This window comes from Clostridium cellulovorans 743B (assembly GCF_000145275.1).
Classification (GTDB): Bacteria; Bacillota; Clostridia; order Clostridiales; family Clostridiaceae; genus Clostridium_K; species Clostridium_K cellulovorans.
This window is the reverse complement of sequence record NC_014393.1, coordinates 4,886,259-4,898,745: the sequence shown is the minus strand read 5'-3', so window position 1 is coordinate 4,898,745 and position 12,487 is coordinate 4,886,259. Positions and strand designations below refer to the sequence as shown.

General features: G+C 30.2%; 9 protein-coding genes and 1 pseudogene. 6 read left to right on the top strand and 4 right to left on the bottom strand.

Translation table 11 applies throughout. From position 1 onward, the window contains the following. Window positions 1–164 precede the first annotated feature (164 nt). The 3 genes from CLOCEL_RS20320 to CLOCEL_RS20310 all read left to right on the top strand — a co-directional run bounded on the left by CLOCEL_RS20320 (window position 165) and on the right by CLOCEL_RS20310 (window position 3,156). The gene (locus CLOCEL_RS20320; RefSeq protein WP_010074074.1) at window positions 165–1,553 is read left to right on the top strand and encodes a glycoside hydrolase family 1 protein; all 1,389 of its coding nucleotides are present in this window, start codon (window positions 165–167) and stop codon (window positions 1,551–1,553) included. A gap of 134 nt (window positions 1,554–1,687) precedes the next feature. Then, window positions 1,688–2,464 (top strand): GNAT family N-acetyltransferase, encoded by a 777-nt coding sequence (locus tag CLOCEL_RS20315; RefSeq protein ID WP_010074073.1) that lies wholly within the window; start codon window positions 1,688–1,690, stop codon window positions 2,462–2,464. A 164-nt stretch (window positions 2,465–2,628) separates the two neighbouring features. Continuing rightward, the gene (locus CLOCEL_RS20310) at window positions 2,629–3,156 is read left to right on the top strand and encodes a putative ABC transporter permease (RefSeq protein ID WP_010074072.1); all 528 of its coding nucleotides are present in this window, start codon (window positions 2,629–2,631) and stop codon (window positions 3,154–3,156) included. An 87-nt stretch (window positions 3,157–3,243) separates the two neighbouring features. Here CLOCEL_RS20310 and CLOCEL_RS20305 read toward each other — a convergent pair whose 3' ends face one another. Both CLOCEL_RS20305 and CLOCEL_RS22940 read right to left on the bottom strand, forming a co-directional pair. Next, window positions 3,244–4,050, bottom strand: a complete 807-nt coding sequence (locus CLOCEL_RS20305; RefSeq protein WP_010074071.1) for an aminoglycoside phosphotransferase family protein — start codon at window positions 4,048–4,050, stop codon at window positions 3,244–3,246. Between the two features lie 166 nt (window positions 4,051–4,216). After that, window positions 4,217–4,367: pseudogene (locus CLOCEL_RS22940) on the bottom strand (sugar phosphate nucleotidyltransferase); the annotation flags it as partial. 739 nt (window positions 4,368–5,106) lie between these two features. Here CLOCEL_RS22940 and CLOCEL_RS20300 point away from each other — a divergent pair. Together CLOCEL_RS20300 and helD are read left to right on the top strand one after the other, a co-directional pair. Next, complete coding sequence (locus CLOCEL_RS20300) at window positions 5,107–6,192, top strand: RNA ligase RtcB family protein (RefSeq protein WP_010074070.1); 1,086 nt, start codon at window positions 5,107–5,109, stop codon at window positions 6,190–6,192. A gap of 410 nt (window positions 6,193–6,602) precedes the next feature. Then, entirely contained in the window at window positions 6,603–8,879 is a 2,277-nt protein-coding gene (gene helD / locus CLOCEL_RS20295) for an RNA polymerase recycling motor HelD (protein ID WP_010074069.1), read from the top strand. A 196-nt stretch (window positions 8,880–9,075) separates the two neighbouring features. On the opposite strand, the gene CLOCEL_RS20290 is transcribed toward helD, so the two are convergent. Together CLOCEL_RS20290 and CLOCEL_RS20285 are read right to left on the bottom strand one after the other, a co-directional pair. Continuing rightward, entirely contained in the window at window positions 9,076–9,504 is a 429-nt protein-coding gene (locus CLOCEL_RS20290; protein WP_010074068.1) for a pyridoxamine 5'-phosphate oxidase family protein, read from the bottom strand. A 183-nt stretch (window positions 9,505–9,687) separates the two neighbouring features. Continuing rightward, window positions 9,688–10,572, bottom strand: a complete 885-nt coding sequence (locus CLOCEL_RS20285) for an AraC family transcriptional regulator (protein WP_010074067.1) — start codon at window positions 10,570–10,572, stop codon at window positions 9,688–9,690. A gap of 532 nt (window positions 10,573–11,104) precedes the next feature. Here CLOCEL_RS20285 and CLOCEL_RS20280 point away from each other — a divergent pair. Then, window positions 11,105–12,487, top strand: a complete 1,383-nt coding sequence (locus tag CLOCEL_RS20280) for a S26 family signal peptidase (RefSeq protein WP_242655189.1) — start codon at window positions 11,105–11,107, stop codon at window positions 12,485–12,487.

Genomic DNA, 12,487 nt, shown 5'->3' with positions numbered 1-12,487 from the left:
ATACATATAAAGAGGTATAACTTTATATGTATCCAATAAAACATGCAATCAAACAAAGGTTGTATAATTGTAAAGATGGTGGCACTATAGTAATATGGATTAAATTTAGAAAATAACTAGGACATGAGCGTTTAAAATTAGCAAGAATTATAGGGGGCTAAAGGATGAGTATTAAATATAAATTTCCGGTAGATTTTTGGTGGGGTAGTGCATCTTCAGCACCACAAGGTGAAGGAGCAGCTAGAAAAGATGGAAAGGGCCTAAATGTTTGGGACTTTTGGTATCAAGAGGAGCCACAAAGATTCTTTAATTGTGTAGGACCTCAGAATACTTGTGATTTTTATCACAGATACAAAGAAGATATACAGCTTATGAAGAAAATAGGACATAATAGCTTTAGATTTTCTATTTCTTGGTCAAGACTTATTCCAGGAGGCGTAGGTCGGGTAAACGAAAAGGCAGTAGAATTTTATAGCAATGTTATAGATGAACTTTTAGCTAATGGTATAGAACCTTTTGTAAATTTATATCATTTTGATATGCCTATAGAAATGCAGAATATAGGCGGTTTTGAAAATAGAGAAGTGGTAGAAGCTTATAGTGATTATGCAAAGGTTACCTTCGAACTTTTTGGTCAAAAGGTGAAAAAGTGGTTTACCTTTAATGAGCCGATAGTTCCTGTTGAAGGTGGGTATCTTTATGATTTCCATTACCCAAATGTTTCAGATTTTAAAAGAGCAGTTCAAGTTGCATACAATACTAATATTGCTACGGCGAGAGCTATAGAGAAGTTTAGAACTTTGAATTTGAATGATGCAAAAATAGGAGTTATTCTAAATCTTACTCCATCATATCCAAGAAGTAATTCAGATGAGGATTTAAAGGCAGCAAATATCGCAGATTTATTATTTAATAGAAGTTTTTTAGATCCTGCTACTAAAGGAGAATATCCAGAAGAACTTGTTAGGTTTATAAAAGAAAATAATCTCACACCAGTAGTTCAAGAAGGTGATAAGGAATTACTTAAAAACAATACTATAGATTTAGTGGGTGTAAACTATTATCAACCAAGAAGGGTTAAGGCAAAGGAAAATCTAAGCAAGGATGATTCAAAGCTTATGCCAGAAAGCTTTTTTGATAACTATGAGATGCCAGGAAGAAAAATGAACATCTATAGAGGTTGGGAGATATATGAAAAAGGTATATACGATATAATGATCAACCTAAGAGATAATTATGAAAATATAGAATCTTATATTTCTGAGAATGGTATGGGTGTTGAAGATGAGGAGCGTTTTATAAAGGATGGATTTATAGATGATAGCTATAGGATAGATTTCATAAAGGATCATCTTATATGGTTACATAAGGCCATAGAAGAAGGTGCTAATGTTAAGGGCTATCACTTGTGGACTTTTATTGATAATTGGTCTTGGACTAATGCCTATAAAAATAGATATGGTTTTGTCCAACTAAATTTAAATACTAATAAGAGGACTATAAAAAAGAGTGGTCATTGGATGAAGGAAGTTACAGAAAACAATGGATTTTAATAGGTTGGATAAATATATACGTTTCGATTATAAAGCTACAGTGTTTTATCGATGAGATGTGAATTGAATAAAAATATTATTGGGACTTATAGATATGATAAATAATTAGATATATGGTAAAACAAAGGAGAAGTATGAGCATTGATAAAAAAATTATAGAATGTGAGCTCCAGTATACAAAATGTTTTTCAGAGTTTGTTGAAAATGGGAATATAGTTAGGTTTCATGATAACCAATTAATGGACATGTATTATCACAATTATACGTATGTATATAATTCAAATGAAGGGAAAAGCTTAAAGCAAATTATTGAAAAGGAAATTGGACTTAGGATATTTGAGAAAAGTAACTATTGTAATATTCTTTTAGATGATGTTGTTAGTGAGCCTTTTTGGATTAGTGATAAATATAAAGCTGAAATATCAACAAAAGGATTCTATTCTTTAGATATTTCTTGTGTTGATAAATTATTTATGATATCAGGTTGCGAAATAAAGAGAGTTGTTAGCCAAGCAATGATAGATGATATTTTATTTTGTAACTTGGAGAATGATGAGGAGGCACTAGGAAAAGATTTTTGCACAAGAAGATGTTACAGACGCGGACAAGTCTATCTTTCTGATAAAGGTGTGAATTCTTATGTATGCTACCACGATGGTAATATAATAGGAAATTGTGATTTGTTTATTTATAATGATGTTGCTAAAATAGAAGATTTTTCTGTTTTGGATAAATATCAACGCAAGGGATATGGGACAACCATATTAAAAGTATTAATTGATATAGCATTAAAAGCGGGATGTAAAACCATTTATCTAAATACATATGAGGATGAGACTGCTAAAGAAATGTATATGAAGAATGGTTTTTATAAAATAGGTGAGAGTTGTGATTTATTATTTAGATTTTAAGTAGCTTGTCTTAAAGTTTAAATTTATATATTAAAGTCTACCCCAAAACCCCTAAAAAGAAAAATGTTAAAAATAATGTTTATACTAATAGGTTTAGTATAAATAAATTCATTAATTCTGCCCATACTAATAATATTAAAGGTTTTAGGAAATGAGGGAAGGTCATGAATGTACTTTTTTACGCATTGTTCAATTTTATCGTTTATTCTTTTTTAGGTTGGGTTTTGGAAAACACATATTGTATATACTCTAAAAATAGACTTCAAGAAGATTATTTTTTAATGGGACCTATGAAGCCTATGTATGGAATTGCTATGACTATTTTAATTTTGTATAACGATGTTTTAAAGTTTGCATTTCCGATATTGGCAGTTTTATGCTTTGTAGTTCCAACTACTGTTGAATATATAAGTGGGCATATTATGAAAAGGCTTTTCAACAAGAATTATTGGGATTATTCAGATTTAAAGTATAATCTTTTCGGTTATATTTATCCAAGGACATCTATTATTTGGTTTTTACTTAGTTTAGCTGCAATCTACTATATGCAGCCTACTGTGAGAGGTTTTTATCTAAGTAATGATTGGTATTGGGATATAGTAACAGTGGTTATTATGATATTTTTTGCAATGGACTTTACTGTTACTATTAAAGGATTATTGAAAGGTGATACTTTGCAAGACAATAAATAAGAAAATAAAAAAGCCAAGGGTTTTTAGTTGCTTTCTGTGAAATATATAGGAAGTACAATAACCCTTGGCTTTAATATGTTAGTATATTTAAGGTAATTCCTTTGCTTTTGTATTTATGTAGTTCACTAATTTTGCTTTCTCTTCTTTTGGAATTCCCTCAATGAGCCTTGCTGCAGCAACAGGTAACTCCCATTTGTCAATTTCACCAAGGGAAACTCCAGATAGTTTAATGTAGTTGGTTATATAGTTGTGAAGAAACTTATTTCTAATTAGAGTAATAATCATTTTTTCAAGAAAGCTTTTTTCAGGAATTACTGCAAATTTAAACATTATAGAGGTTCTTGCTACATCAGCTAGGGGATTTCCTTTAGTAGCTGTCATCCAATCTATTATTAATGATTCTTCTTCAGTTATAAGCACATTGTCAGGATGAAGGTCTCCATGACACAACTTGTCTTTAACTTCAAGAGTATCTATGTAATTTGAGAGCTTTATTTTTACATCTTCCTGCAGTAAGTCTGTATAGGATATTTGATTTTTTAAGGTTGTAATATTACTTGGCAATTCTAAATTGGTTTCTTTGTGAATTAGGGTATGCAATTTAGCTAAGCGCTTAGCCTCTTTTTTTACTGTCCACGGCTTTTTAGAAATTTTCACCATCATAGGTTCACCAGAAATTTTTTCGTAAATAATTCCATACCTGTTTTCTATCATTACAAAATCATATACTTTTGGTACTATAGTAAGTTGGTTCATAAGGTTCAAACTAATGTTATATTCAGTTTCAGCAGATTCCTTTGGCATAAAGGATTTAAATAGCTTTAATATTTTTCTTTCTCCCAATTGAAAGACTTCTGCAGTCCTACCCTCTGCAAGTAATTTCCCTTTTTCCATAGATATTCTCCTTATAGTTTTGCTAACTTTAAACTTCACCTATTCGAAAAATATTTAATTTTCATATGGACACCACTGAAATTAAGTTTCATATTTTTGAAATATCATAAAGATAGGGTTAAGTTTATATATCTATAATGATAGAATATATACCTGGTAAAGTAAACTTTATTCCAGAAGCAACGGCTTCTTCTACTATATATTGAATTGTTGGTTTATCTGCTATAAGGAAGCATTTCCTTCGGTTGAGCTTTTGTTGTTGGTAGGAATCTAGCGCATAGACCAACAACAGGAATTACTGCTTTTCTTACTTTCATAAAATTGCTAATTTATACTAGTGTGTTAATTTTATAGACTAAATCTTATCAGTTATTTTGCTTTGACTTATATATTTTAGAAGGTTGTGTCTCTTAAATCATATAATTGTCCAGAATTTCTTCCACCAAAGTTCCTCATAGCTGTATTAAAATGCTCACTACTTGCGTTTTGTGAGTTAGAGTTTTGGATATTTGAATCTTGAGAATTAGAATTGGTTTTTTCATTGTTAATAATATGGATGGAATAAGCATTTTGTAAGGCTAAAGTAAATTTAGAAACATATCCTCAAAGTTTTTTTAAAAAATAGCCTAGAAGATAAGGTTTTAACATTATCTTAATAAAGAATTTGTGTCAGTAATTAATAAGTTTGTAATTGTGTTTATATTGGAGAATTGATAAAATTGGAGATATATTATATATGAAAAATAATGAAAGCTAGGATATGTGTTCGAAGTGAAAATAAGTTAGGGTAAGGGCTGAAAGGCTTTTATCACTAGATATACATGAAAGGTCGTGATTAAGATGATAAAGACTTTAGTGGTGAGAGAAGTTTAATAACTATTTGTTAAATATTCTCTCTTAAGATTAAAATGAAAACAGTTTATAAGTAAATGATTTATGCAAATATGATTATGTAAGAAATTCATGGTCTATAGATATAAGGATTAGCATTTATAAAAACTGTATTTATTATGAAAAATAAAATTAAGTAAAGACATAGGGAGAGAATAGAAACTGATGTATAAAATAATAGCTACTGAAAATACTTGGATGGAAAGTGAAGCTGTTGAACAGGTAAAAAGAATTTCAGAATTTAGAGGTGTAGTTAAAGCTTTTGGTTATCCAGATTTACATCCAGGAAAGACACCTGTAGGAGCAGCATTTATTACAGAGAAAGTTATATATCCAACACTTATAGGAAATGATATTGGTTGCTCTATAAGTTTATTTCAAACATCACTACTTAGAAAAAAGTTTAAGATTGAAAAGGCTATGAAGGGTTTAATAGCAATAGGAAGTCTTGGTGAACTACATAATCCAAAGCAGGTAGATGATGATAAGAGCGGAGATCAAAACAATTTTAATTTAGGAACCATAGGCAAAGGAAACCACTTTGGAGAATTTACAGAGATAAGTGAAATTCTTGATAAAGAGGAGTTTCAAAAATTGGCCTTAGATAAGTCAAAGGTTTACCTGTTAGTTCATAGTGGAAGCAGAGGCTTAGGTGAGAATATTCTAAGAAAATATATAGAAAACTATTCTTGTGATAATGGACTTGAAGAAGGCACTGAAGTTTTTTTAAAGTATCTTGAAGATTATAAGTTAGCAACAGCTTTTGCAAGGGATAATAGAGAAATTATAGCTGAAAAACTATGCGATGCAGTAAATTGTAATTGTGAAAAACTTGTTATAGAAGCTGTTCATAACGGTATAGAAGAGAAGGGTGGATTTTATATTCATAGAAAAGGATCATCACCAGCAGAAGAGGATTCTTTTGTAGTTATTGCTGGATCTAGGGGCACAAGCTCTTATATAGTAAAGACAATTAATGCGTCTATAGATACAGGCTTTTCTATAGCTCATGGAGCAGGGCGTAAGTGGAAGAGGGCTGGTTGCATGGAAAAGCTCCAAGGAAAGTTTATGAGAAAGGATATTAAGAACGGAAACATGGGGTATAACCTTGTGTGCAGTGATAAAAATCTCATATACGAAGAATCCCCAGAGGCGTATAAAAATATTGAAAGAGTAATTAGTGATCTTGAAGCCTTCAGTATGATAAAGGTAGTTGCAAGATTGACTCCACTTATTACTTATAAGGATTGATAGCACAGGCTTTATGCCTGTGTTTTTCACTGTTTAAAAGAAAAGGGACAAAAAATAAAAAAAGTCACTGGAAAATAAATCCAATGAGTTTTGACATGACTTACACAATATTATATCTTACTGTCAATTGTTATATTAATATCATAAAATAAAAACATCATCTTGTCAAGAAAAAGTTAGCAAAAATATGATTTTAATACTTTACTGAGAACCAATGATGTAAATACTTCTAGCAACTTCAGTAAGAAAGAATTAAGGATTTTATTTTTATACAGCATTTGTATAAAATAAATGGGTGACACAATTTTGAAATCGTGAGAAAACTGGGGATTAAGAAAAATATTAAAGAGTTCTTTTTAATAATAACCAATAAATTTTTAATTCTCAACTATAGAAAGTGAGGTGCAGGTATGAGCGCTATAAAACATCCAGATTATACACAAGAGATTGAAAAGCTAGAGTATATCCTTGATTATATGAGAAATTATAATGAAGGAATTACTAAAATTAAAGAAAAAATAGACAAAGAAGTAAACTACGGGTTAACACACTACAATTCTGATAACGCAGAACAGTTTAATGATTTGATAATTAACACCACTCTTCAAGATAACTTAAATCAGAAGGTTAAAAATTTAAGCAAGAGTTTATCCAAGCCTTATTTCGCAAGGGTTGACTTTATCGAGGATAAGAGTGCTATTCTCCAAAAATTTTATATAGGCAAGATGTCTCTTTTAAGAGAAAAGGATAATGAGCCTTTAATAATAGATTGGAGATCACCAGTAGCCAATTTATATTATGAAGGAAGACTTGGTGCTGCAAGCTATGATTGTTTTGATGGAACAATAGATGGTGAGATAAAACTTAAAAGGCAATATAACATTGAAGCAGCAAAAATCGAGGAGATGTATGATGTAGATATTACTACTAATGATGATTTTCTTCAGGCAAGTCTTGGTTCTAGTAAAGATAACAGACTTAAGGATATTGTATCCACAATTCAGGCAGAACAAAACAAGGTTATAAGAGCAGATATGTGGAAACCACTTGTTGTGCAAGGGGCAGCAGGGGGCGGGAAAACTACTATAGCGCTTCATAGAATAGCATACCTTTTGTATAATCATGAAGACTTGCTAAGTCCTAAAAACTTTATGATTATTGCACCTAATCGTTTCTTTCTTAGTTATATATCAGATGTACTGCCAGACTTAGGGGTTGAGAATGTACTTCAAAATACCTTCGAAGATTTGGCAATGAATATAATAGGTTCTAAATTTAAAATAAAGCCTCCTCATGAAAAGTTGGCTTACTTTATAGAAAAACAAGAAAATTCTTCAGAGGAAATGATAAAAGAAGTAAAAAAGATTTCTCGTTTTAAATCATCACTTCATTTTAGCAACATAATAAGAAGATACATTTATGAATTAGAATTAGACTTCTTGCCAAAGGAAGATTTTAAAATAAATAATGTTGTACTTATCTCCTATAACCAATTGCAGAGAGCATTTATGAAGGATTATGCGTACCTCCCAATAATGAAAAGAGTTAATGAAATCAAGAAAAGCCTTATAAATATTTTGAAACAGAAAAAAGGAACTGTAATTGATGAGGTTGAAAAGGATTTTGACTGGCAAATAGATAAAGTAAGAAGAGATATGGAAGATTCTCCTGAGCGAAGAAAAAAGATAATTAAGTTGGCAGATGAAAGAGATGCCTTAATGGAGAAAATAAGAAAAGATTCAAAAACACTTATAAGGGAGTATATTGATAAAATTAAAGTAAAAACTCCGTTAGAGTATTATAAGGACTTATTAAATGGAAGTGAAGTTAATAAGGAATACTTTCATAAATATATAAGTGAAACCTTTACTGATAAAGTTATACATCATACAAATTCAGTAATTGAAGATGGGTTATTGGAGGTTGAAGACCTTGCTCCATTGATGTTTCTTCGTTATCATATTTTAGGAATCGAGGATGCCCTTTCGGTGAGACATATTCTTATAGATGAAGCACAAGACTTCAGTCTGTTTCAAATATATGTACTAAAGTGCATTATAAATAGCAATTCTTTTACGATCTTGGGTGACTTGTCACAGGGAATACATTCTTATAGAGGGATTCAAAATTGGAGTGACCTTGAAAAGTATATTTTTAGAGATGGAGATTATTCTTTTTTAACTCTTGAACAGAGCTATAGAACTACTGTTGAAATTATGGACGCTGCCAATGAGGTAATAAAGGAGCTTGCTTCAGAGGAGTTACCACTTGCAAAGCCTGTTATTAGACATGGTGATCAGGTCACTGTTAATGAAATGGGAACCTTAAAAGAAATAGTAGCAGATATAAAGTTAAAGATTGAAGAAACTACAAAAGAAGGCTTTAAATCTTTAGCGATTATTTGTAAGACACTTGAAGAATGCAAGGAGATGAAGGGCTATTTAAATAAATTGAAAGTAAAGACAGAACTGATCACTGGCACAGAGAAAGAATTTTCAGGTGGTATTGTTTTAATCCCATCTTATCTAGTAAAGGGGCTAGAGTTTGATGTAGTCATTGTAGCTAATGCTTCTAAGGAGTTTTATAAGAAAGATGAGTTAGATATAAAGCTTCTTTATATAGCCATGACAAGGCCACTTCATAGGTTGTATATATATTCTCAGGGAGATAAGACTGAATTATTATAAAGCAAAAAGCTTACAGTAGTTATTACTGTAAGCTTTTGCTTTATAATATACTTAAGTTCTTCAAATTAACTATCAAAGATAGCCGATGGATTTATGTGAAAAAGAATTAGTTATAAGGGTTTATTTTTAATCAACATCTAACAGAGGAATGTATCCATCAGTTATTATTTGATAAGTTTTAAATTTGAGGTTTCAGTTAAAGCTGAATAAATTCTTTAGAAGCAAAGTTTGTTGCCATGGTCCATGTGGTAGCTGTACCGTTTTTTAATCTAAATACTATAAGTTCTTTATAAAAGTCTTTTAACTCTTTACTTTCTCTCCAAGCTTGTAAGAATTTTCGACTTGGATGATTGCAAATTTCATCCTTAAAGTTATTGTCATCGATGATTTCTAAAGTACCGCTTATACGAACTTGAGAGCCGTTACCATTAAAACATAACTCAACCTTAGGATTTTTTAAAACTTGTCCATATAAATCCTTCATTGAACCAGTATGAAAGATTATGCCATCTTCATCAGCTTTATATAGAAGCATGCCCCTAACTTTTGGCTGGTCATCTTCTACTGTAGCTAAAAAGAAAGCAGGATTTTCAGTGATTAATTTAAAAATTTCTTCTTTTTTCATTATAATATCTCCTTACTCATATATCTTAGTAAACAAGTACTCTAAATAAATAGCTTTATTTAATCATATTGTAGTAGTTTATTCTTAATGACCATAGATATTTAATAAGATTTATATACTAAAATATACAGTAAAAGAATAAGCTTTTCTTTCAAAATATTCTCAATATGTTTCAAAATACAATCAACTATTTTGAAACATATTCTGATATTCTGAAGGAGTACAATCTAGTTGTTTTGTGAAGCAAGAAGAAAAATGTGAGGAACTATTAAAACCGCATTGGAGAGCGATTTCAGTGACTGTTTTTGACTTGCTCCTTAATAATTTTTTAGCTTTATTGATACGAAGGTTAATCAAATATTCAATTGGTGCAAGTTTTGTTTCCTGTTTAAAAGTACGGATAAAGTGAGATTCCGACATATTGGCTACCAGTGCTAAATTTGCTATGGTAAGCTTTTTCCCAAAGTTTTGATGCATATAAGCAATAACTTTTTCTATTTCAAATTCTTCTATATAAAAGTCTTTTAAAGAATCTATTCCAAGGATGCTTCTAATTATTTGATGAGTAATCAGTGATGCTAGATTTTTAAGTACATCTTTGAAACCAGGTTGTTTATTTTCATATTCACTCATGAATTTTTTTATGTAAAGCATAATATCTTCACTAACTAAAAATTGTTTCCAAAAATATTTTTCAGGATTTTTATCCTTATAGGACTTATAAAGTTTTTCATAAGTTTCAGCAGATATGAGGATCGCAATGTAACGAGTAAATGAATCTGTTTCTTTTTCCTCGTGACATATATATGGAGCCATTGCGGTCATTAAATAATGACTGTCCAATATTTCTATAGAAACTGGTGTAAAGTTATCCTCTGGAGAAAATAAAAGCACAAAGGAATAAGTAGGATGAGTATGCTGAGCTGTTATAGCATATTCGCAAAATCCCACAGTGGGAATGAATAAACCAAAATCATCACTTATGTAGTAATCAACATATTTAAGATTTTCTGCTGTTATGTTCCCTACGAGTTTCTGAATATTTTTTAAAGTTTTCTTATCTATCATGTAACTACTCCTGGTATAACGTCTTTTTTATAAAAAATAGGTTTGTAAATATTTTCAATATGCTTGTATATAAATTTCAGTGAAGAAGCTTCATAGGCTATATTGATTTTTCAATATTTCTATAGCATTTTGACGAAATTTCAATAATCGAACTTTGTAAATAGTAGATTAAAGATTTCTACACTGAAACTTTCATTAACTCTATGTAATATTATATGCCTTTGGAAGGTAACAGTAAAATCTTTCTTGTTCAATTAATTTCCATTGAGACATTTATATAAAGTGTAGTATGATACAGGTATGATACATAAATTTAAATTAGGTTTTTCATAGGTTTCACATATATAGATAACCACGACCAGAAACTAAATTATTCAAGAAACCTTTTAGATGTATTTCAAAGATATACATCGATTTATTTAATGAATAACTTAAACTTTACCTGTGGTTATATATATAAGAAAATTCATGGAATATACCTATTTAAAACTTATGTAATGAATTTGAATAGATTGCTTATGCAAAAGAAGTTATGAGAGAATGGTGGACAAACATGAAGGATGAGAACACAATTTTTTTAAAAAAAGTAGCTTTATTTATAAGAACATATCTAGAATCAAATAGTCTTGAACAATGTAAATATTTAAAATATAACGAAGAAACCAATGAGTTTGAAGTTGTTGAAAATATAAAAGGTTTTTCTAAATATGTTGCTCTTGATATATTTAGGATTTTGAAAAATCTTAGAGCTGAAAAGATACCTTTTGTTGATCAGTTGGGAAATGAACTTGAGGATTTTATAAGCAGTGAGCAAACTTTTGTTTGTGAAGAGATTGCAGCTACCAGAATTTCTGATGAAGAGCTAACGAACGTAGAGCTTATAAGTAAAATTTATAATACTATATCAGCAGGTTTTTCTTATTATAAAGAAACACAAGGACAGGTTTTAGTAGAAGAACAATTAGATGTTCAAGTAGATAATGTAGTAATGTTGCAAAGTATTTATGATATTTTAAATAGGGAAGCCAAAGTTTCGTTGGAAGAAGCTGTGGAAATCAATGATGCTATAAAGGAAAAGTTATTTAATGTGATTTTGGACTTATCCAATGTTGAAATTTTAAAATATAATTTAGTAAAAAATCCAGTGTATCATAGAAGAATCCATAATGGGCAAAGATTCAACTCACCTTTTATGCTGGTTTATTGGTTATGTAAAATACAAAGGGAATTCCAGGTTCTCAATAATCAAGGGGAAACTGTGATAAAACGCATAATAAATGAGGGATATACGCGATTACAAGAATTAAAATCTTATGAGATAGGGTTGCTGTTATCTTCAACGCCACTAGGTTACGAAGAGGAGGTACAAGCTGCTAAGAATGAGTTGTTTAAGAGAGTTAATGAAGACGGAAGCTGGATTGCTGAAGGTATAATTCTTGAAAGTACCGATACTATGCTTTTTCTTGGTTCAAAGCTTTATACAACTGCTATCTGCGTAGAAGGTTTATGTGTTGGTGGAACTAAAGGATTTGGTGATTTTCATCATGAAAAAATAAAAATTTCAAATGCAGCAAATCATATCTCAAAGGAAATTTCCATAGATAAGGACAGGTTTATGGATTTTAAGAGTAATAAAATATATATGACGATAGAAGATAATTATATGAAACCTACCTTAGAGAAAAAGGATGAGATTCAGGTGGAACTTTCTACAGAAGCGGAAAAGGATGATATAGTAATATTTATCAATCAAAGAGGAGAACTTCTTGCTCACCGTGTTACAGAAGTCATAGAAGCTGAATCAGAGGTTGTGTTTATAACTTGTACAGAAGATAAGAATGAATTTGGATATCCTGTGTTTAAAAGAAATACCATAGGTAAGGTAATTAATATAAATAAGTTTACAGAAAAATAA

Excerpts from the sequence above, each read along its gene's own strand:
- CLOCEL_RS20320 (WP_010074074.1), top strand. The coding sequence starts at position 165 with ATGAGTATTAAATATAAATTTCCGGTAGATTTTTGGTGGGGTAGTGCA.
- CLOCEL_RS20315 (WP_010074073.1), top strand. The coding sequence starts at position 1,688 with ATGAGCATTGATAAAAAAATTATAGAATGTGAGCTCCAGTATACAAAA.
- CLOCEL_RS20310 (WP_010074072.1), top strand. The coding sequence starts at position 2,629 with ATGAATGTACTTTTTTACGCATTGTTCAATTTTATCGTTTATTCTTTT.
- CLOCEL_RS20305 (WP_010074071.1), bottom strand. The coding sequence starts at position 4,050 with ATGGAAAAAGGGAAATTACTTGCAGAGGGTAGGACTGCAGAAGTCTTT.
- CLOCEL_RS20300 (WP_010074070.1), top strand. The coding sequence starts at position 5,107 with ATGTATAAAATAATAGCTACTGAAAATACTTGGATGGAAAGTGAAGCT.
- helD (WP_010074069.1), top strand. The coding sequence starts at position 6,603 with ATGAGCGCTATAAAACATCCAGATTATACACAAGAGATTGAAAAGCTA.
- CLOCEL_RS20290 (WP_010074068.1), bottom strand. The coding sequence starts at position 9,504 with ATGAAAAAAGAAGAAATTTTTAAATTAATCACTGAAAATCCTGCTTTC.
- CLOCEL_RS20285 (WP_010074067.1), bottom strand. The coding sequence starts at position 10,572 with ATGATAGATAAGAAAACTTTAAAAAATATTCAGAAACTCGTAGGGAAC.
- CLOCEL_RS20280 (WP_242655189.1), top strand. The coding sequence starts at position 11,105 with ATGAGAGAATGGTGGACAAACATGAAGGATGAGAACACAATTTTTTTA.